This is a genomic window from Peribacillus sp. S4 (assembly GCF_046715815.1).
Classification (GTDB): Bacteria; Bacillota; Bacilli; order Bacillales; family DSM-1321; genus Peribacillus; species Peribacillus frigoritolerans.
In genome coordinates this window covers 2,456,189-2,477,987 of record NZ_CP175708.1, presented here as the reverse complement: position 1 = coordinate 2,477,987, position 21,799 = coordinate 2,456,189, and the positions used below count along the sequence as shown (strand labels likewise).

Below are 21,799 nucleotides of genomic sequence, written 5' to 3'. Positions count from 1 at the left end.
CATGAAGCAAACATCTTTAGTTAAAGAAAAGCTGCCACTTGGCAGTTTACTCGCCTTATCAACGATTTTTATTAATACTAAAAGCTCCCCAAAATGTCTGTTAGCATAAAGAATATTTATTATAATCTAAATGGGTAATTTTTCTTATGAACATTTTACTAAATATACGCCTAGGTGGGAAGCAAAAATAGACTCTAATGAAGGAATGAATATATTAATAGGAAGAAATGACGTTGGAAAATAAACTATTATGGATGTTCTTAAGATAGAAATAAATTTAAATTCAGCACTTTAATGGTTTTTTTATAGACCTTAAGGGTAATAATAAACACTGGTAAAGATTAGGATAAAACGAGGTGGTAAGATATAAACACTAAAAACCAAATGGTTGATACTGTTACGAATGCTATTTCAGGGAATGTATTTAAAAATAGAAGTATAATAGACATTTTTAAAAATATAAATATTTTTAAAGATACAGCAATACTCATAGCTATTTTAACTGGTTTTTCTTATGCATATAAGCAGGGTTATATGAATTATTATAAATTAGGTATTATATCACCAAGTGATATAACACCTACTGACATTATTCAAACAGTTTATGGTTTTACCGCGGCTATAATAGTATTTACAATTGTATATATGTCTATTACTCTCGTAGTAATTTTTGCTTTGGAAGTAGAAGATAAAAATTTTAGAATAATTATTAATCTTGTTGCTATACCATTCGCTTTATCAATTGTGTTTAAATACATTACTAATATAGAAAAACCAATTAACTGGATGTTATATATATATTACTCCATTACACTACTTATACATTATTCCTTATATGACAATTTTTGGGTATACAGAAAGATAATAACAAAGATAAAAGAATTAGTCAGCAAATTTTATAACACTCTATTTTCTATTTGGAGTAGTATTCCTTATTTTAATTGGATTATAATTATATGTTCTTTATATGGAATTTTTTTGGTTTTCTATACTTTTGGGGAAACTGAAGCTGAAAGAACTGAAGACTACATAATAATACATGAAAAAAGTTCTACTTTTGTTGTAGTAGGAAAAGATAAAGAGAATTTAATTGTCGCTCCTATTGATTTAGATAATAAGATAATAACTCCAAAATATAGAGTAATTGAATCAAAATCAAATATGGAAAACCCTCTTGTTTTAGAAAACGTTAAATTTAAAGGCGGTCTAAAGGTAAAAGAACTAGAGAAATATTAGTTAAAGATTAGAGCCGGAAAGTTGAAACGATGTTGAAACTGGTGATTTTATTACTAAGCTTAAGTTATAAAGACCTAACTATAAAAAGGAGAGTACATATTTGTCATGTATAATATGTACTCTCCTTTTTTCTTTTAAATAAACTAATTCACCAGTTAGTTTAAGTGTAACCCTTCACATAATACATAAACATGCAGTTGCAACAAATTCGACAACTACATCTTCCCTTTGACCAAAATTTTTGCCTTATGTTATATCCACATCTTTATGAACTCTTCGATATTATGTTGAAGTATCCGGCTGAGAAAATACAGAGTTCCTTCACTCAACAACATCGTCGAAAAAACAATAATTACTTTCAAGATATTGCACTAATCCGTCTTTTAGTTGAATAAGTAAAAGCTGCCTTAAAGACAGCTCCGATTCAACAACGCATCCGTTTACTCTAATGATATAAAGAGAGAAAAAAATGAGGAATTTATTCAATAAGCCATTATTATGAGTATAGTTAGAGCAGTAATTAATGAATCCTAATCATAAATTACGTCACCAATAGTTGTACCTATTGCGTGTCTTAAGCTTTAAAAACAACGCGAACTTAAAATTCCCATTTTCAGGAGCATATCTTAGGTCATTGTTAGCGGTTCTGAAACATAAACCTTCTCTCTTTGTCATTAAAAATATGCTTTTTTTCTTTATTAGATTAGAGGTGTTGAAAAAAATGGATATTAAAAATTTAGTTGTTAAACAAAATAAGAAAGGCAAATTTTATACGGTTAAATTTGATTTAGACCGAGATAATAACATCACTAAAAATTGGGCGACAATAGCAAGGGAGGGTAATAAATATATCTTTAATAGTGTAATCTACAAGATTGATCCGGAGAAAGCTGTGTTTTCTAATAAAACGGTAAAATCACCTGACCCAGAGTTCTATTACAATGCGTCTTTGTCAGAAAAGGTATTTAATTTAATATTAAAATCTCAAGATTTTACACAGTACCGAGAAAAATACAATATAAAATTTGATTTAAATAAAGTATATGACCATAAGCAAATAACAGAGCGAGAGGAAAACCTTAAGAATCTTATCAAAGTAGCATTAGAAAGAAATGAATACATTGGTGCGATTTGCAATGCTGGGAAATATTATATCCCATTGTTTGAAATGGATCCTGGCTGGCATATTGAATCCTTTCTACCTAATGGTGATGAATATAATGATTATTTAAATTACATTTGTTTTGATAAAGAGGCTGAAATCATAAAACATTTAAATTGGGTCATAGAGCGTCTAAATAAAGTTTCAAGCAACGTGTACGCGGTAAAAATTGAAAGTTTTCTAGAATCTAAAGTTACCAATTCAGGGGTAGAAGAAGAGTTTGGTTCTTTGTTTGGCTGGGACTTACCTGAAGACACAATCTTTTATGATGAAATTTTCTATACGGAAACGATAACTAAGCTGGCAAAGAAATGTTAGAGAATAATGAAGAAGAAATTATGGAAGCTGCTTTAGTCAGGAATCCAGATATGTTAGTAGAAAATATAAATGAATATTACATTGCTGATAGTGTCATTTACGATGATGAATCTTATTTTGTCGATAAAATGTATGATTTTTCACTCAACAAAGCATCCTACCTAGCAAAAATAAAACGAGATTTTTCCGCATATCTGGATCTTAACACAGTATCTAAGAAGGTTCGACCTAAAAAACCACGGCTTTAAACATGCGGCTAAGTTTGGATTAGCTGCTAAAAGAGCGGATGTTCATCTGCGCGTAAATTACCCCAACAACAGTAAAAAAGAGCATTGCCATCAGCAACGCTTTTTTTAATACTTGATATTAAAGCCAACATCAACAACAAAGAGGGATAATTCTTTACACCTCTCTACTTTAAAAATTATTGAAATTCCAAATCTTCTTAGCTATGCCCGCAAGATACACACTCCTTATATTTATTTCTTCGAAGGTCCATTTGTCTTCTTGGCAAATTTCTTTGGTTAACATTATGATGGATTGCTCATATTTTTTTTTCTTTTCAAGAAAAGGATAATTAGATGCAGTAATATTTAATTCGCTTCCAAGCAGCGTAAGGTTCCCAATTCTATTCACGAACATTGAATATTCAGAAGCTCTTGTTCCTAGTTCTTTTTGCCAAGAATTTTCAATGATTTTATTTCTTTTCCTTAGTAATTCCCTTGGCATAATATGTTCAATGTGAACATCACTTCGACCACTTATAGTTTTTTCTCTTGTGTTGTTTGTTAGTGCATTTTCTATCATTTCTAAGATATATTTCGTTTGTGCTGACCTTGTAAAATCTCGGTTCTGGAAGTTTAAATAAAATTCAGTATCAGATGGGGTTCTCCTCTTAAGATAATCAACAATATAAGAAACTGGCATTTCTTTATTGAATGATTCTAAAGCCAAATGATTGTAAATTCTATCTATGTCCCGGGTTGAAATATTACATATACTTCTTCGCAATGTAAAAACTTCGATAGCCTCCAAAATTGATATCAATTGTTCTTTATTAAGGTTCTTGGAGAGGCACTTAATTAAAAGTGGGTAGCACGTAGTTGCTTCTATACGTACTAACGTATTCAGCCGATCATCCACCTCCTTTATGCCTAATATTCCATTATACAGCTTTAAATACATTTCAGATTTTAACCATATATCTTCAACTAAACTCAATAAATTATCATTTGAATCAATCAACTTTTGATATTTCGAATACAGTTTAGGTATTGGGACAACACCATATTCAATAGAGAACAAATAATGTCTAAAGAAACGAACCTTATCGTGTCGGACCGACTCAATTTCCTCAATATTTTCAATAATACTATCCCAAATATCAATGCATTCTTCCAACATTGATTCGTTGGCTGAAAATTTACTTAGTAAATAATTTTTAATCAAATCAACGGATGAAAGGGATAACCCGCGGTTATTTAGGGTCTCAAAAAGCCTGAATGCGTCATAATATGAATCAGTAACCATTAATACAAGATCCAATGACCCCAATAACTTTGTATAGATATGCTGCCATTGCAAATTACTATCCTGCAACTTTTCTAAAAAGAAATTATAAGCTTGAATGACTTTTTCATTTTTTACATCTTCCCTTTTAATACTTTTTTCAACTAATTTTTTGAATAATTTATTATCCTTCCTACCTAATATTAACTTGGCTTCAATTTCATCTATTGTTGAACTTTTTAAAAAGTAATTATTTATGTAGGCAGCACGTTCCTTATCGATTTTCTCTGCTAAATCACGTATTGCAGTTAAAAGTATTAGAATTGTTGTAATTCGTTGTTGTCCATCTACTACCTCAAAATACCCAAAACCTTTTTGCCGTTCTTGGCTTATGGTAATGATAAACCCCAGGAAATGTGTTTGGTCACTATCTAATCTGATTAGATCTTCCCATAGATCATTCCATTGATCTTTACCCCAATTGTATGGCCTTTGATATAGAGGTATTCGAAAGACTTCATTAACACTCCCTAATAACTTTCCAATGCTGAGTCTTTTTGTATCTATTGACATTTTCTCACCTCCACGATCAACTTCTAATGTTCATTATAGTCATATATGAATATTATTATACATAAAATAGTCAACTTTAACTAATTGCGTTTTTTTTAAAACATATTTGCTATGATGTTTCCACTTATATAAATAAACAATTCTTTTTTATAAACAGTATTAACGGGGGATTTATTATGATAAATTTGGGTGAAAAATTGCGAACTTTAAGATCAGATAAAGGTATATCTAGTACCCAACTTGAACATTTATCAGGAATTAGTCAGTCCAATATTAGTAAAATAGAAAGGAATGCTATATCTCCAACTATAGAAACACTTCTAAAGATTTCTGAAGCATTAGAAATTAGCATTATTGATATATTTGAGATAAACGAAAATACGCCTAGCGATTTGATTGATTTAATCAATACTGCAAAAAAGTTATCCCCTGATCAACGGCAAAAAGTTACTGAAATGATCCAATCCTTTTTAAAATAGGTATTGTAGAAAAGTGAGAGCAAAAATGTATAAATAAGTACACCGCATTTAGCGGTGGTTTTTAGTTATACATACAAATAGCCCAAGTGTAATTAATTACCTTTCCTCTTCAATTAGAGAACCTAATAGTTGCATAACTAAACCTATAATACATTCCATAAATCTCCAGAAAACAAAAAGGACCATAAGGCAAACTATAATGAGTATGGACTTTCATACTTAATACGGGAGTAAGCTATCAAAAGAAAAAACTAAAATCTCTGCTCCACCTACTACTTCACTCTTTTCTTTCTTCTTTATAAAACTTGATCCTCCTCATTCCTTTCTGATCAGCTGTTAAAAATCACAAGTTATCAGGTTATAAAGAAGATAGGGAAGTTAATGATTCTTTGAGTTATAAAAATTCTTTGTTAACTTTTTAAGTATATAATTTCAAGCCCCTATTCCCCCATTTATAGCTAATGTATGATTTACCCTTGCTATATTCTTTGCTTTATTTCTTTAAAATGGAATCAATCCTGAAAGAGTTTATTCTACAACCCTTGTTTTTTCTCCAGCTCTATATCATTTAATAGATACTCATTGTATGTATCCTTATCAAACTGTTTCAAGGTTTTCACTTCGGCTGCTAAGATGTGCATAAGAACCCATCTTGTTTTGTCGCTCAAATTATTTGAATAACATAAAGTTTGTTCTAAAAAATTACGAAACAAATAATACTGAGCAGGTATGCTCAATTCCTCTACTTTGTTTTTAAAATGATCCTTCCAATCATCTGCTGAAATACTAAACGTCATTTTATTTATCCCTATCGTTTGTTTTCTCTTAGCTGACTAAGGTATCTGTATTAAATTCTATTTATACCCTAGAAACAAGGGAATAATAATATTATTTCGATACCGATTACGAAGCCGAACTGTATTGTCGTTTATATACGGCGATACAACAAAAGGTGCACCAGAAAGAATCGCAATTCTAGCAGTTTCTGAATCCATATCTGTACCAGTACCAACTGCAATACCTTCGTTAATTTAACGCCGATCTTTCTAATACTTTATTAGCTTCCACTAAATCAGCTCGCTAAAAATCCACTAATACTAAGCGTAAGCCTTTAGGAGATGTATATTTCACCCGAAATTAGTAAGGTTTCTAAATCCGCAAAATCGCATGAAATGACGTTTCCATAGATGTCTTGACCAACCATACACAGGAAGCTCCATATTTTCGATGAGAATGAATGCCTTAATAATTATAATTGAGCATTTTCGGTAAGCCTTTATAAGCTGCCATTTACTTCAATGTTGCTGCCTAGTACTTGCCGTAATGCCCATCTTTTTTTCGTTAAGAGTTCAGGATTGATGCCGTTAATAATGAGAAGGCATAACGAGTATAATTAGAATGATGCTCTTAGGAAATTGATACGACATACGATCCCCACACTTTATGACGTGATGAATCTCTACAGTACGGAATGCTTTAATCAACTTGGAGTAGGATTATATTCTACAGAAGGTTACTGGGTTAATCCTATAGGAAAAGAACGCCCTGACTTTTTAGTTGGTTTTGGTGGAATTAATGAAGAGAAAATTGAAGAGGGTATACATTTAATATCCTAATTATTAATGAGAATATATAATATAGGACAGTTACTTTATAAAAAATTAGAATGTTTAGAAATAATACAGTTTTATAAGTCCCATACCTTGATTTTTACTACCTTCCTACTGTTGGTTTGGGCTTACAAAATATTTATATAAAGAACCTCTACTTCCTTACGAATCTCTCTAAAATTAAACAGCTCTAGGTAAATAAGAGGTATGTAATCATACAATCTCTTATATTTCCTAGAACTGTTTATTATGTGAATAAAGGTTATGAAGTAAATATATAGGAAAAACTTCTTAATATTTTACTGTTTTGGTTTTTACATCTAAACTGTAATAAAAATTCACATTATCTTTCTCATATCCGTTTGTCTCGTATAATTTTTGTGCAGATGTATTATTAATTTCTGTCTCGAGCTTTATTCCTTTTGCACCCGTACTATGAGCATATTCTTTTGCTATGTTTAGTAGATTTGAAGCTACACCTTGTTTCCTAGCCGATTCTAGTACATATAAATCATTTAAAATCCATAATTTCTTCATTGCAACCGATGAAAAAAACGGATACATTTGTGTAAACCCTAAATAACTTCCTTGATGAACAGCTACAAATATTACCGAGTCTTTTTGTTGAAAACGCTTTAAAATAAAAGCTTTAGCTTCTTCCTGATTAGACTCTTGCTTATAAAAAACCCTATACGAATTGAATAAATGCGAAATCCCTTCAACGTCTAGTATAGTTGCCTGATAAATATTCATCTTCCTCCCCCCCTTCTCCAATCATTAGGTATTGAAATAAAAACTTTAATTCAATCATAGATAATCTCTACATTTTAGATATACTGCTACCAGAATTCTATAATAGGTACGTGATTAGCATGGGATTCAATTAGATAAGCGTGCTAGGCTATCTCAATATTAGGATTAAAATTATTGCATACACCTGTTTTCCTTATTTTTGGCTAATGCGCTTGCCAAGCTGTGTGTTTACATAGGCTAGTGATTCTTGAAATTCTCTTTTGTTGGTATCTAATTTAAAATTGGAAAATGGTTCATGAGAGTATTGTATTACCATAAATATTCCTCCTAGTTATATACATATTTGTATTTTGTAAAACTTTTATAGATTCTTAAACAAAAAAGAATCTATAAAAGTTAAAATTCGGGAGTAATTTTTGATATATTTTTTAGTTTTTCTTTAATTCTTCGATAGTTTTAATAATACTATCTAATCCACCTTTTAATTGCTCTACAGTAGGCCAAGCGTATCCAATTCTAAAATGTCTATCACTCATTTCAAACCATCTACCCGCACCCACTAAAGTTCCATATTTATCAAAAAGAACCTTATAGAATTCGTTTGTATCAATATCAATATCTAATTTTATTCTTGGAAAACAGATTACCCCGCCTTTTGGTTCAACCCATTCAAGATATTTTTGTTCTTCCATCCATTCTTTGACGATATTAAATTTTAATAGATTATCTTCTCTAGTACTTTCTAAGAACTTTTCTCTGTTTTTAAAAACATGATAAGCAATTTCTTCATCAAAAACAGAATTACATATAGATATTTGCTCTTTAGTTGCCAGGAATGCTTCTTTTAAATTACTGTCTTGAGTGGCAAGCCATCCCATTCTGATTCCTGGTAAACCATAAGCTTTTGATAACGATTCAACGCTAATTACTTTTGAGCTAAGGGATGCAGCAGTTGGCAATTTTTCTCCTAATGTTAAATCTCTGTATGTTTCATCAACTACTAAATAGCAATTATACTCTTCGGCAATTTCAATAATTTTATTTAGCTTATCTTCAGAAATCATTACTCCTGTTGGGTTATGTGGATATGTAATACTTATTAGCTTTGTTTCCGGTGTAATTCGGCTCCTTAGCTCATCTATATCCACATCAAAATTATTTTCAAATGTAAGATTTAGTAAATTAGTAGTGATTCCTAAAGACCGTGGAACCTCTATGTTGGTAGCGTAATTCGGCTTTACTACCAATATGTGGTCTCCCGGCATAAGAAGTGTAGAATGAATAATAAATAATGCTGCACAAGCTCCATTAGTAATTAACACCTGATTTGCATCCATATTGTAGTGTTCTTTTGCAATTATTTCTCTCAATTCTTTTTTTCCACTGTGATCACCATAAAATATAGTAAGATTATCAAACGTAAAATTTAAATCTTCATAGCGAAGATCGGCAATTGAACTCTCCGACAAATTATACTTGATGTTTTCGTATCCAAGTTCTTCAGGTGATTCTTTTTCAATAGTCATTCTTTTAAACCACATAGTAATCTCTCCCTTAAATTAAATAATCTGAATTTCCTCTCTACCTAGGTAGAGAGCATAGATAGAGTGAAGTAATACTTTTTAAATCTTGAAATGCTTACAATTTATATTTAAACACATATTGTACTAATGAAAAGATACAGTTTGGGTTAGTTGAAATAGGACAGAATGATATTCAAATGAATCAATTACATCCATTTCTTTATTAAAATACATATATATTCTAATAAAACCTACTCATAATAATCCTTTTAAAATAACTAATTAAAAGGAATTTGTTTTATTTTAAATAAGGTCATTAATAATTTCGATTAATTCAATTTCAACAGTTCAGCAATAATATAAGAACTACTTGACATGAACAAAATAATTGCCAATCATAAAAAGAAATACAACAACAAGTTAACTGAACCAGGTATATTTTTTCTCCTGCAATATTAGTGGCAAAACAGATAAATGAAAAGTTAAAATGGGTTGAAAAAAGTAATGCAATTTTAGTAGAAAGAAGATTAAAAGAAGCTGATTTTAATAACCATAAACATAAAAATCCAGATTCAAGATGAACTGTACTCATAAAAAAACTAGAATTTCATTCAAAAATTAACGAATAAAGGGCTTTTTTTGAATCAATAATCAGTATTATATAAACTAATTTAACTGTCCCCAACTAAACAAATTTACTATTTAGTAATAAAAAAGGTAGTAAACAAATATCAGGATTTGATTTGATGGCTTTTTTTATTATTTTTAATGCAAAAAATCGACTAAAACAGGTGCAAAATAACATCTAAAGTGACAATAGGCCGAACATTCTTACCCAGGCTTGCCTTTGTCCGAAGCATAGCTGCCGCTTCACCTAAATCACAGCATCCGCACACAAACGGAACAGTAAATGCACTTTTAGAATGGTGATACTCTTGATCCGCTGGTGTTAATACTTCACTTTTCTCTATCCCGGTCATGGCGAAAGCCCGTATTGGCCACATCGTAGAAGCATGTGTATTAGAGGCGCTTGGAGTTGATTACATTGATTCCGGCATTGATCACATCCATAATCACGCCGTCTTTTTGCTGGCTAAAATAACAACCTTGTATTGGGCATCATATCCTTTTCCCGTGTCTTTTACAGACTTTAATGCCTGATCTAAATCTAATCCTTCAGGATGATAAAGAGACCCTTTCATAGGATCAGAAATCGCCACAATCCTGCCATCAAACCCAAGACTACTGTGTAACGCTTTACCCTTTATCTCTCAAAATTTCAGCTAATCCCTTGCCGACAATTCCAAATCCAAGTAATGCAATACGGATTGTCATGATGCTTATTTCTAAAATGGACGGGCAGCCTAAAGTCTGCCCGAATGTATTTTTATTTAGATACTTGCATATTGGATTCAAGATGTACAAACACTCGTTCCAAATCAGCAATGAGATCATCCGCATCTTCAATACCACAAGAAAGACGAACCAACCCTTCTGGAATTCCCATCGGGAGGTAATACAAAAGATCTTTATTTAAGTAAATCCAAAGATAACAAAACAGCCAAGCACTTTTTCGAAAAGTCCTTGGCTGTTTGTCACTCCACAATACCACGAGGCTTCAGTAACGATTAACTTCACCATACTCTTCAACCATTGAACAATTAAAAGAGAAAAGGATTACGCCTGTAGACGTTAATATTAGAGAAAAATTTCCCTAAGACAAATATAAATTTTTTCCTCCCTTTAGCTTATTTCATTTATTTTTTCAATAGAATCATTAAGATTATCTTTCTGTAAAGCTTCTTTTTTCCTTTCAATCCGAAGCTTATAATACAAATAGCAGATTACCATGAATGGAATACTACAATATAAACCCATACGTTGGTCCGGATCAAACCCCAAGCTAACTAGGACAGTAAGATTAAGAAGGAGGGCAAGTAATGGTAAGTAAGGATACAATGGTGTTTTAAATTTCAATTCTTCTAGAGTCCCTCCTTTGGCTAAATACTGTTTCCGAAACGCAATCTGTGAGGCAGTAATGGCAATCCAGCTAACTATTGTCCCTAAACCTGCGGTGGAAATTAGCCATAGGAAAACCGTATTTTCTGCCACTAGGCCTGATAGTAGGGAAAGTGATGAGATGCTCATCGTCAGAAGCAGTGCGTTCATTGGCACTCCTTTCTTATTAAGTTTCCCTAATTTTGAAACAGCCATGTTGTCTTGGGATAACGACCAAAGCATCCGAGTTGACGCATATACGCCAGAATTAGCAACAGATAGTAATGCTGTCAGAATAACAAAGTTCATAATATCCGATGCATAAGGGATTCCAATCTTATCAAATACTACAACGAAGGGACTCTGAATTACACCGGCTTCACTAGAAGGTATTATTCCTGATAAGACAAATATTGCAAGTACATAAAAGAAAAGTGTTCTCCACACTATAGCTCGAATTGATTTCGGAATGTTTTTCTCCGGATCTTCACTTTCCCCAGCTGCAATCCCAATTAACTCAGTTCCTTGAAATGCAAAGCTTACTGTAATCATCGTCATTAGAAAACCCGTAACTCCATTAGGTAACAAGCCAGATGTTGTAAAGTTAGAAAATAATGGTGCCTCCTGGCCATCCTTCATATCAATTAGACCGAACATAGCTGCTCCTCCGAGGATAACAAACAAAACAATAGCACTTACTTTTATGCTTGCAAACCAAAATTCTGTTTCAGCAAATGTTCGAGTAGAGAGCATATTTACCAAAAATAAAGCGCTTCCAAAAATTAAGCACCACATCCACACTGGAGAATCTGGAAACCACCGTTTCATCAATACTCCAGCTGATAGTAACTCCAATGCAATGGTTACAGCCCAACCCAACCAATAATTCCAGCCAACAGTAAATCCGATTGCTGGGCTAATGAAGCGAGAAGTGTAAACCTGGAAGGATCCAGCGACCGGCATTGCTACAGACAATTCACCTAGACAAAGCATCGTTAGATACATAATTAATCCACCTACCAAGTAGGCAAGTATTGCACCAATTGGTCCAGCTTGACTAACAGTATATCCAGAGCCGAGAAAGAGTCCAGTCCCGATAATTCCCCCTAGGGAAATCATGAACAAGTGCCTACCTTTCATGGTACGATTCAGTTCCATCTGTTGGTTATTATTTTTTATCATACAGCGCCTCCAAAATTAAGAATAACTACTTAAATTAAAGTTAACTAATATGGTTTGTCTTCATGTAACTATTTTTACACGCTCTTTTTATTTATTGATTATTACAAGTTAATATAATCCTAGTATTAATTGACCTTGTAAATATTATTGAGATTTCAATCTCTTACAAGCTACGACTAACACCTCAATAGGCTTCGTCTACTACTAGATAGTAGCAATCTTGCTTTTGAGCAAATTCAATAATTTCATTCAGTTTACCCACGGAAATTATTACTCCTGGTGGATACTTCAACTTCATAGTTATTCTCATACATGAGTTTCAATAAATTGGTGGTGATTCCTAAAGATCTGGGAACTTCAATGTTTATAGCATAGTTCGGCTTTACAATCAATATGTGGTCACCTACCCCGCATAAGAAGGGTTGAGTGAATAATAAACAGTGCTGCGCAGGCTCCGTGTATGATTAATTCCTTGAGTTCTTTTTGGGACATGATTACCATAAAATATGGTGAGATTTTCAAAGGTGAAATTTAAGCCTGTGAAACGGCAGTCGGTGTTTGAATACTTCAACGAATGATACTTGATTTTTGGGCAGGCCAGCTCTTCAGGCAATTTCTGTTCATAGTCTTTCTCTTAATCTACATACGCATCTCTCCTTTAATTCAAATGATGACTTTACCTTACTACCCGGAACTCTATTAAAGAGAAAAGGTAGATAGAATGCAGTTAGGTTCATTAACCATCGGAATGGTAATATTTATATTTAAACAGATATCTTACTATTGAAAAGATACAGTTTCCCTCTTATTAAATAGGACAGAATGACCATTTTTTGTTTGACTCTGGGGCAAAACTATTTGATAGAGGCATAGCATCTACACATGGGCTGTTCATTAAAATTCTTCATAACTTGTTTTTGAATCAATCTTTATTTTAAAAAGACTACTCAAGTATCATCTATTCATTCAAAAACTTCCTTTGTATAAAACTCTATTGTCGATCTTGCATTATCTTTTGTAATACGGTCCACTCCACTGTCAATCTTTTTTTCTACGTGTTCTCCCTTAATGCTTTTAATGCTTGTTCAACACATAGGTATCCCATATCATAGGGGTTTTGAGATAAGGCAATGCTCAACTTCTCCTCTTAAACCGTTTTCAGCAGTTCGCTTACTACCACCCTTTCCAATGACAGGAATCTTTAATTCTATTTCCTCATACTTTTAGTGCATCTAAAGGAATGTTTTCATTTGTGGCAAGTACCCCTTTAATATTAGAATTAGTCTGTAAAAGGTTACTCACCTGTTTCGGGATATTGTGTATCGGGTGCCATTACTTTCCCCTCTATATCAAAATCAGCAAGTCTCCTTTATCTATTCCTGCTTTAATGATTTTTGAATGATCCGTGTTCAATGTTCAATTCTTGCTAAATAACCACGATTTTAGGGTTTTCATCTCTTTTAATAAACTCACCTGTAAATCCTATAGAGAAAACAATAAAACCTAAAATAATCAACATATTCAACTTTATTTATGTCTTCTCAAAACTATAATAAGGTAATTAACAGATTTCTTTAATACTAGATAGACGTATAGAAAAGATGTTATGTTGTTCATCCTCCAATAAAAGGGTTTGTTCATGAAGGATAAGGTTACACAAACGCCCCTTACATGTATGTAACAATCCATTTTCATAATATTTAATGGTAATTAATGAATTTTTTCTTAGTGCTTTTAGAATCATTTATTTGCCTCCTTACTGACAAATGTTCTGAATATGACCGAAAGAGCCAAGATTTACTGAATCACTCTTATCTTAAGCACTCAATAGATCCCTGGTTGTTAGTTGTTCAATAATATTTAATAGCATACTTTTCATAATAACTTGCTAGGATTTTAAGCAGTAAATCTGTTTGCAAAGTCTGGTTGTTGGCGCTGTAAGTAAAATAATCTCCATAACAGAAAGATTGCAGCACAAGCAAGACCAGAAATTAATCCTATCCAGTAACCAACTGCCTCTAAAGAAGTAAAGTTAGCTAATAGATAACCAAAGGGCAACCCAATTCCCCAATAAGCCAGTAATGTACTCACGAAAGAAACATTTACGTCCCTATAACCACGGAGTATCCCTTGTACAGGAGTTGCAATGGCATCAGAAAATTGAAACAAAGCTGCGAAGAGTAAGAAACGATGGGCAATTACTTGTATATGGTAATCAGATGTATAAATTCCAACAATTTTATAATCCCATATAATAATATTCGTCATATAAAAAGCAGCTAATATAAGAGCTGTTACTATTCCTATAATGCTGTACAAACGAGCTTCCTTAAAACGACCTGCCCCTACCTCAAAACCAACTGCAATAGTTAAAGCCAGAGCAATGCTGTAGGGTGTCATATAAAGGAGAGCTTGAAAGTTATTTGCAATTTGATGAGCAGCGATAGTATCGGTATCGAATCGACTCATTAGTATAGTAACAGCCGAAAAAACGCTGGATTCAAAAAATATAGATAATCCAATAGGGATACCAATCTTTAAAATTTTTTTCAAGGTTTTAAAATGTACAAGTTGGATTTGCTGAAATATATCATAAATGGAGAACGTAGGCTTATGATGTACAATATAAATAGAAATAAAGAGTAGACACCAATAAGTCAATGCTGAAGCAAGCCCTGCCCCTGCTCCCCCCAACCTAGGAAAACCCAGTTTTCCGAACATCATAATGTAATTAATAAATACATTAATTGGTATAGCATACAATGTAATCCACATCGTGGTTCTTGTTTGTCCTAATGCATCCATAAAACATCGAAGGACAGTATAAACAAGTAAGGGAATGACCCCTACAGATAACAAAACTAAAAATGCTGATGATATTTTATATACTTTTGCTTCTAAATTCATTGCTCCTAAAATTGACGGTACAGTAAGGAATCCGGCGACTATAACCAAAATCCCCATCATAATTCCTAAATAAATTGCTTGAACGACAAATGGGGCCACTTTATTTTGTTGATCTGCCCCAACGTACTGGGATACAATCGGTGTAACCGCTAATAGAATTCCTGCTAACCCCGCACTTACAGCTACCCATAAACTTGACCCAATCGCTACACCAGCAAGGTCTTGCGGACTGATCTGGCCAGCCATCATAGTATCAAAAAAGTGCATAGCAAAAAGAGAAGTCTGGGTAATGAAAATAGGAATCAACAGAATAAAAAAACGTTTTAACCTTTGACTATTTGTCTTCATTTCGGCCACGTATATTCCCCCTCCTAGTAAATAAAATTGATATTAACTGAATGTCCAGTTTTTCCTGATGAAAGTCTACTTTCAAGGGAATTTTAAAATAAGAAATGCATCCATCACTATATTTAATATTAAGGAGATACAGTTGATACTCGTATCCTCTAGATGTCCAAATCCAATATCTGTTTCCTTTGCCTACTTCAAGCTAAAAAAATTCATTACATTTGATAATCATCTTTTTCTATTGAATATATAGTTTTTCTCCATTGTTAGTCCTATTTTCAGGCCCTATTTTCAGGCCCTTTCCCCCTTATTTAAATCTCTTTATATACCTTTCACTTCCATTTCTCCCACCTTTGCTCTTCTTCTGATAACATGAAAAAACTACTACTATAACTTCTCCTTAAACCTATCACAGCTCATCCTAACGTTAAAATTAATTAATTTAATCGTAACTATAATAAACATTTAGTGATGCTTTGAATCCATCATTGTTTTAACTTTTAAATTATGGGAGAGAAAACTATGGAACTTAGAAATTTAAAAACCTTTCACATTGTTGCTAAACATCTTAATATGACAAAAGCAGCAAAAATACTGGGGTACACCCAGCCGACTATTACATTGCAAATTCAGGTGCTAGAACGAAAACTAAATCATTCACTTTTTACTCGTGTTGGAAAAAAAACATTCTTAACTCCTGCAGGGAAGAAGTTAAAGGAGCATACGGATAAATTATTTGTTACCATAGAAAACCTTGAGAGGGATTTGGAAGAACTCAATGGACCTTCTGGGACACTTACCATTGCTTCATCGGAATATTATTGCATTCACCATCTTTCATTATTGCTCAATTCCTATACTAAACTTCATCCGAAAGTACAGTTAAGACTTGTTCCCTCAAATAGCCTTGTTGCAATCGAAAAGGTTCTTAACAATGAAGCGGATATAGGGATTATTGCTTGTGATTGTAACTCTCCAGACATTGAAAAACATACGCTTGACGAAGAAAGGGCAGTACTCGTGGTTGCTTTAGAAATCTTTAAACTGAACACGAGGGAGCAGATTTTCGCGAATTATCCTTTCCTTGCTTACCATGAGAACTGCAGCTTTGGAGTAATCATCAACCAATGCTTTTCCGAAATAAATTATAAACCGGCATCCATCATCGAGTGCGGGGGAAGTGACGAAACGATTAGACGCGCCGTACTCAACCAGACAGGCATTGCCTTACTCGGTGAAAATGTAATTAAAGAAGAAATTGCCGATGGTCGACTTGTTCCCTTGCATTACTGCAATCAGTCTATTGAAACTTCCTTCATTTACTTGAAGAATCGCTCTGAAGGGCCGACTATCCAATCTTTTGGTGACTTATTAAAAGAAGCTTGGCACGCAGCAATTGAATGACGAAGAATGCTTCCCCCACCTTTTTCATAAATAAAATACTGTAAAGCCAAAAAGCCTAAAATGTATCCCATTAGGCTTTTTGGCTTTACAGTAGCCATTAAATATGAACAATAATAATCGAGAATTAGGTAAGTAAAATATATTTCTTTTGTTCTCATATTTTTATTTTAAATAGGTTTTAAGCAATCTCATCTATGAGCTTTTCTGAAAACTCGCCATTGGAACAGTTTCCTCCAACAGTATATTTTTTAAAGCGAGGATAAAATGAGGTTGATAACCCTATTGTTTAAATTCTTTACTTAATTTATTTAATAAAAGATCTAATTTTTGACTAGCTTCAACAACTTGTGGAGAAGACAAGGAATTTCGACTAGCTAAATTAAACATTAGTAACCGGCAAGCTTCAATTTCTTTAAGTAATTTAATGTTAGAAGACATCGCTGCTCATACCTCTCTGAAGTTGGAATTATTCTTTTTAAAGCAGCTTTTCAAATCCAAATACAAGCTGTATAAATACATCTATCGCTATTGGGATAGCATCCTCATCAATATCTAAATTTGGATGTTAATGGGAATAAAAGCTTTCCCCCCTCCCATTCCAACAAAAATGAAGGCTTTATTTCTTTGTTGGAAGTAACAGGAGAAATTGCCAACTGCTGCATCGCTTAGTTCCAAAGCTATCAGCGTTGAATTATCTAAAGCTAATGGGTTACAAGGAATTAGAATGGGTTGGCTTGCTACACAAGATAAAAAACTAAATGAGGACTTTTTGGAAACTTAAAGAGCAGATATTCATATGTAATTCTGTATTGGATAAGGAAATTACTTATCTTTTTTAAATAGAGATAAATTCTTAGAGAGTACAATATCAGATTTTATTGAAATTCAACTTAGTTAAAGAATGAATGAACGAACAAGCTATATTGAATGGGTTGAACCTAAAGGAGGAGTGAATTCTTTCCAAGAATAAAATTAGATATAAATATTGATACAAACGAGTTCTATAAGGTTTTATATGATAAGTATGGAACTTTTGGTTGGTTCAGGCAGATGGTTTGAAATGAGTGCCAGGCACTTTAGAATTGGGTATGCTTGGCCCAAGGTAGAGCAACTAAAAGGCCGAAGAAAGTATAATTAAAACCATTGAAGAACTAAAAAAAATAGATTTTTGGATCCTAATTTTCGAGTCTCCATAGTTAACTATGGAGACTCGAGATTTTACATAAAGTTCTTTCCCTATCTCAAAGAATTTCATCTTATATTACTGTAAAGTCAGCCTCTTTGAATATCAGGTTATTTCATTAGAAGTTTTATGATAATTTTTTTTATGCGTATAATTAAATTATAGATTTTCATTAATAATTGAAGCTATTAATTGAACACCCTCTTCGATGTCTTCTTCATTGATCCCACCAAAACCTATTAAAAAATCAGGGCGTTCTCTTCCGATGGGGTTTATCCAATAACTTGCTGTTGAATATAAACCTATTCCAAGTTGATTAGCCTTTTCTATAATGCTTGATGCATGAACATTTAAGTTAGGAACTTCTATAACAACATGTAGCCCCGCCCCTGCACCTTTAACAACTATTTTGTTTGATAAGCACTTATGCAATGCGTGTAGTAGCTTATCCTGTTTACTCGCATAAAGTTTACGCATTTTTTTTAGGTGTCTTGCCCAATGTCCATCTTTCATAAATATAATTAATGCTTCCTGTTGTATTAGCGAAACATTTGAATTATATAATGAAAATGTTTCCTTCCATATATTAAGCAAACGATATGGTAATACCATATAAGCCATACAAAATGAAGGAGCTAAGGACTTCGAAAATGTTCCCAAATATATTACCCTGTCATTCGTATCTAATCCTTGTAGGGAAGGAATAGGGTGCCCGTGAAAGCGGAATTCCCCATCATAGTCATCCTCTAATATAAAACCATCAATCTCATTAGCCCACTTTAAAAGCTGTAGTCTTTTTTTTATCGGTAGGGTCATCCCAAACGGAAATTGATGTGAAGGTGTAATGAATACACACCGGGCATCACTTTCATGTATCTTATTTACTTCTATCCCATCTTCCTCTAAAGGAATCGGTATTATTTCATACCCTGCATTTTGAAAAACAATTCGGGCAGCATCATATCCAGGATCTTCAAATGCAATCTTCTGCCCATATTGATTAAGAAGTAATGTTAACATAGATAATATATTTTGAGTGCCTGAACCAATCACAACCTGATCAGCATTGCAACGTACACCTCGGGATTGATATAAAAAACGAACCAATTCTTCACGTAACAGAAGTTCTCCTTGAGGATCACCGTAATATTGCGAATTTGTCATACCCATGCTTAGTGATTTAGTTAATGCTCTACGCCAAAGTGGACCTGGAAAATGTTGTGCGTCGATCTTTCCATAGCGAAAATCATAAATTATATCCACCTCTGGCATGGTACTACTATATTTACATTCAGGTAATTTTTGTGGCTTCGAGAGGTCTATGGAATTTTTAACTTGCTTAATTAATTCCGGTTCTAAATCACAAACATACCATCCACTTTTTTCGCGACTAGTAATATAGCCTTCAGCTTGTAATTGTCTATAAGCGTTCTCTACAGTATTTTTATTGATTGTTAAACGTTGAGCTAGCTTACGAATGGAAGGCAATTTAGTTCCTTTTTCTAATCTATTTTCTTCAATTTCAAGTCGCAAGTAACTATAGATTTGTACATAAATAGGATTATTTCGAGTATCGACTATATTTATTAATGGTGTAAGATCCATATAATAACACCTCAATCTTTCCAGTTTTAATTTCCTTCAAAGAAATAGTTTCTAATAGAGGTATATTATCATAGTTAAGTGAATATTTTTATCGCTATTCCATGCTTTTTAGAAGCATGACGGGCCTGACATTATATTGTTAACGTGAGATTTGTACAGGCTTATCCATGACTCCAAGAACTTATTGTGGATTGGTTTATTGATATAAGACTATATAGATAAAAGAATACTGCGTCATCTCAAGCAAACAAAAGAAGACGATGAAACCTATATCATTTTTCAAAAAAATCCTTGGATTTTCAAATATCTACAATGGCTTTAGATTTTGAAACATCTAACGAATTTTTAGTCATTGAGCAATTAAAAGAGAAAAAGATAATGCCTAATGGCGTTAAAATCTATCGAATACGGCACCTTAACAATTTAGCTGAATAAATCATCGTTTTTACCCAAAAACGGGGCACCTTCTTTGTTGGGAATCAAGCAGTATGAAACATCCACTTCTGGAAATTGTAGCTAGGCATATAAAAAAAGGACAATTGCACCAACTCAGGTGTAATTGTCCAATATAAAGTCAAATTCACACATGAATTATTTGGAATATCACCTAGGTTCCATCCATCAATTCTGTTTTTGCACTAGAACCTTATTTTTTCATTTCTTTCTATTTTAATTCTTGATTTAAGAGAACCTCTTTATTGGTTCCTAATTCGATTGTAGATTCTGACGGTATCCATAAACCAGTATTTTCATTTACACCTTGTAGGACAAATTTTGGATTTGCTTTACCCATTTGTTCTACAGCTTTTTTTGAAACTTTACCAAAATCACCACTACTTAAATGATTGACAATCAATCCAAGCTTTATCCCATTTAATTCAGTGAAATTACCATAGTCGGAATTACTATCTCCTGCTATAAATATAGGGTCTTTACCTCCTTTTTTAATAGCAATTTTGCTTCTAATGAGAACTGGTTTCCCCTCACGATAAGTAAATGGATAACCATTTTTGTACAGTGGTTCAAATTGTTTATGATCATTTTTTTCCAATCTTAAGCCGAATACGTGATTTTTTGGAATGTTATACCCAAATTCAGGACTTGAAGCAATAGCCTCTACAACAGGTTCAAATCCGGCAGACACCACATAAACATCAATCTTATTACTTTTGAAAGTATGCATTAGATTTGAAATTTCAGGTGCTAATCTCATACCATCTGTATAAGATACACTTACTACCCCAGTATCTCCCTTCATTGATACAGGGCTAGTCAGGTTAACATCTGTAATCCCTACCTGTAAGCTATGACGATGTGATTTTATCGCTAATTTAGACACTTCAGATTTTGTCATATTTGCAACAAAGAAAATCTCCCATGGGTAAGCAACTTCTGCTCCGTATGTTTCATTAATAGCTTGATAAAGGAAATACAATTTTATTTTAAAATCTTTAAATTCGTTTGTTTGATGAATTTTCTCTAATGGTTGATTACCTTTAAGTCCACTATAATGATTATAAAGATACTTATAATCTCTGTTTAAATCCCTAGTAATTTTTTCTAATGTAATTTGCTCTCCGTTATTATTTTTTACCACTCCCGAAAAAGGACCATTTGGCACAGTTAATTTAATAACCTTGGCAAATTCACTCGGAGTTAATTTATACGCTAACTGATCTATTTGATAGATAAAAAATTTATCCGTTACATCATTTATTATACTAGTGTCATCCCAGTCGAAGACGGCATAAGGTGCGTTATTCGAATTGTATTTCGGACCATTTTCCCCATAATTGTTAATCAATTGTTGAACCGAATTATAGGTATTAGGCGCCCACTTTCCCTTGTCTAACACTTGAACAGCCGTTCCTTTTTCATCGTTATCCTTTCCTTTTGCAGATACATGTTTTTTAGGTGTAGATACTGCCATACTAATTATTGCTAACAACATAACAATTGTAGTTAATAGAGTTATAACATTTCTTAATTTTATAAGAGACATAGATATA

The 21,799-nt window shown here is 32.8% G+C and carries 18 protein-coding genes and 3 pseudogenes; 6 read left to right on the top strand and 15 right to left on the bottom strand.

Translation table 11 applies throughout. The features are described 5' to 3' along the window. The first annotated feature begins 384 nt into the window (after window positions 1–384). From ACJ9PY_RS11795 to ACJ9PY_RS11785, 3 genes are all read left to right on the top strand, one after another. On the top strand, window positions 385–1,236 hold the full coding sequence (locus tag ACJ9PY_RS11795) for a hypothetical protein (RefSeq protein WP_411740084.1): 852 nt from the start codon (window positions 385–387) through the stop codon (window positions 1,234–1,236). 721 nt (window positions 1,237–1,957) lie between these two features. Beyond that, a complete protein-coding gene (locus tag ACJ9PY_RS11790; protein ID WP_411740083.1) occupies window positions 1,958–2,716 on the top strand; it encodes a hypothetical protein in 759 nt (252 codons plus the stop codon). Continuing rightward, window positions 2,710–2,964 (top strand): hypothetical protein, encoded by a 255-nt coding sequence (locus ACJ9PY_RS11785; RefSeq protein WP_411740082.1) that lies wholly within the window; start codon window positions 2,710–2,712, stop codon window positions 2,962–2,964. Before ACJ9PY_RS11790 ends, ACJ9PY_RS11785 begins: the two co-directional genes overlap by 7 nt. A gap of 169 nt (window positions 2,965–3,133) precedes the next feature. Here ACJ9PY_RS11785 and ACJ9PY_RS11780 read toward each other — a convergent pair whose 3' ends face one another. Beyond that, window positions 3,134–4,798 carry a DUF262 domain-containing protein gene (locus ACJ9PY_RS11780; RefSeq protein ID WP_411740081.1) on the bottom strand — a complete coding sequence of 555 codons (1,665 nt, stop codon included), beginning with the start codon at window positions 4,796–4,798 and terminating at the stop codon, window positions 3,134–3,136. 176 nt (window positions 4,799–4,974) lie between these two features. Here ACJ9PY_RS11780 and ACJ9PY_RS11775 point away from each other — a divergent pair, with 176 nt between their 5' ends. After that, a complete protein-coding gene (locus tag ACJ9PY_RS11775) occupies window positions 4,975–5,277 on the top strand; it encodes a helix-turn-helix domain-containing protein (RefSeq protein WP_411740080.1) in 303 nt (100 codons plus the stop codon). A 533-nt stretch (window positions 5,278–5,810) separates the two neighbouring features. On the opposite strand, the gene ACJ9PY_RS11770 is transcribed toward ACJ9PY_RS11775, so the two are convergent. The 5 genes and pseudogenes from ACJ9PY_RS11770 to ACJ9PY_RS11750 all read right to left on the bottom strand — a co-directional run. Then, window positions 5,811–6,074 (bottom strand): hypothetical protein, encoded by a 264-nt coding sequence (locus tag ACJ9PY_RS11770; RefSeq protein ID WP_411740079.1) that lies wholly within the window; start codon window positions 6,072–6,074, stop codon window positions 5,811–5,813. 1,104 nt (window positions 6,075–7,178) lie between these two features. After that, window positions 7,179–7,640 (bottom strand): GNAT family N-acetyltransferase, encoded by a 462-nt coding sequence (locus tag ACJ9PY_RS11765; protein WP_411740078.1) that lies wholly within the window; start codon window positions 7,638–7,640, stop codon window positions 7,179–7,181. Window positions 7,641–7,851: 211 nt separating this feature from the next. After that, a pseudogene (locus tag ACJ9PY_RS11760) lies at window positions 7,852–7,956 on the bottom strand (hypothetical protein); the annotation flags it as partial. A 112-nt stretch (window positions 7,957–8,068) separates the two neighbouring features. Next, window positions 8,069–9,181, bottom strand: coding sequence for an aminotransferase class I/II-fold pyridoxal phosphate-dependent enzyme (locus ACJ9PY_RS11755; RefSeq protein ID WP_411740077.1), 1,113 nt, complete (start codon window positions 9,179–9,181; stop codon window positions 8,069–8,071). 815 nt (window positions 9,182–9,996) lie between these two features. Beyond that, window positions 9,997–10,134, bottom strand: a pseudogene (locus tag ACJ9PY_RS11750) (pyridoxal 5'-phosphate synthase lyase subunit PdxS); the annotation flags it as partial. On the opposite strand from ACJ9PY_RS11750, the pseudogene ACJ9PY_RS11745 reads away from it, so the two are divergent. Beyond that, window positions 10,130–10,213: pseudogene (locus ACJ9PY_RS11745) on the top strand (hypothetical protein); the annotation flags it as partial. The pseudogenes ACJ9PY_RS11750 and ACJ9PY_RS11745 overlap by 5 nt on opposite strands. Before the next feature lie 23 nt (window positions 10,214–10,236). Here the strand turns inward: ACJ9PY_RS11745 and ACJ9PY_RS11740 are convergent. From ACJ9PY_RS11740 to ACJ9PY_RS11715, 6 genes are all read right to left on the bottom strand, one after another. Beyond that, window positions 10,237–10,383: a hypothetical protein gene (locus tag ACJ9PY_RS11740; protein ID WP_411740076.1), complete on the bottom strand. Its 147-nt coding sequence runs from the start codon at window positions 10,381–10,383 to the stop codon at window positions 10,237–10,239. A gap of 37 nt (window positions 10,384–10,420) precedes the next feature. Then, a complete protein-coding gene (locus ACJ9PY_RS11735; protein ID WP_411740340.1) occupies window positions 10,421–10,609 on the bottom strand; it encodes a hypothetical protein in 189 nt (62 codons plus the stop codon). Further along, window positions 10,551–10,670, bottom strand: a complete 120-nt coding sequence (locus ACJ9PY_RS11730; protein WP_411740266.1) for a PLP-dependent transferase — start codon at window positions 10,668–10,670, stop codon at window positions 10,551–10,553. Before ACJ9PY_RS11730 ends, ACJ9PY_RS11735 begins: the two co-directional genes overlap by 59 nt. Window positions 10,671–10,906: 236 nt before the next feature. Continuing rightward, a complete protein-coding gene (locus ACJ9PY_RS11725; protein ID WP_411740075.1) occupies window positions 10,907–12,343 on the bottom strand; it encodes an amino acid permease in 1,437 nt (478 codons plus the stop codon). 1,561 nt (window positions 12,344–13,904) lie between these two features. Then, a complete protein-coding gene (locus tag ACJ9PY_RS11720) occupies window positions 13,905–14,087 on the bottom strand; it encodes a YolD-like family protein (RefSeq protein WP_411740074.1) in 183 nt (60 codons plus the stop codon). Window positions 14,088–14,239: 152 nt separating this feature from the next. Then, window positions 14,240–15,607, bottom strand: coding sequence for an MATE family efflux transporter (locus tag ACJ9PY_RS11715; protein WP_411740073.1), 1,368 nt, complete (start codon window positions 15,605–15,607; stop codon window positions 14,240–14,242). A 513-nt stretch (window positions 15,608–16,120) separates the two neighbouring features. Between ACJ9PY_RS11715 and ACJ9PY_RS11710 the strand changes: the two genes are divergently transcribed. Further along, window positions 16,121–17,002 carry a LysR family transcriptional regulator gene (locus ACJ9PY_RS11710; RefSeq protein ID WP_411740072.1) on the top strand — a complete coding sequence of 294 codons (882 nt, stop codon included), beginning with the start codon at window positions 16,121–16,123 and terminating at the stop codon, window positions 17,000–17,002. A gap of 279 nt (window positions 17,003–17,281) precedes the next feature. On the opposite strand, the gene ACJ9PY_RS11705 is transcribed toward ACJ9PY_RS11710, so the two are convergent. The 3 genes from ACJ9PY_RS11705 to ACJ9PY_RS11695 form a co-directional block, all read right to left on the bottom strand. Then, on the bottom strand, window positions 17,282–17,440 hold the full coding sequence (locus ACJ9PY_RS11705) for a Spo0E family sporulation regulatory protein-aspartic acid phosphatase (RefSeq protein ID WP_411740071.1): 159 nt from the start codon (window positions 17,438–17,440) through the stop codon (window positions 17,282–17,284). A gap of 904 nt (window positions 17,441–18,344) precedes the next feature. Continuing rightward, the gene (locus tag ACJ9PY_RS11700) at window positions 18,345–19,790 is read right to left on the bottom strand and encodes a PLP-dependent aminotransferase family protein (protein WP_411740070.1); all 1,446 of its coding nucleotides are present in this window, start codon (window positions 19,788–19,790) and stop codon (window positions 18,345–18,347) included. A gap of 664 nt (window positions 19,791–20,454) precedes the next feature. Next, a complete protein-coding gene (locus ACJ9PY_RS11695; protein WP_411740069.1) occupies window positions 20,455–21,792 on the bottom strand; it encodes a haloacid dehalogenase-like hydrolase in 1,338 nt (445 codons plus the stop codon). Between the last annotated feature and the right edge of the window lie 7 nt (window positions 21,793–21,799).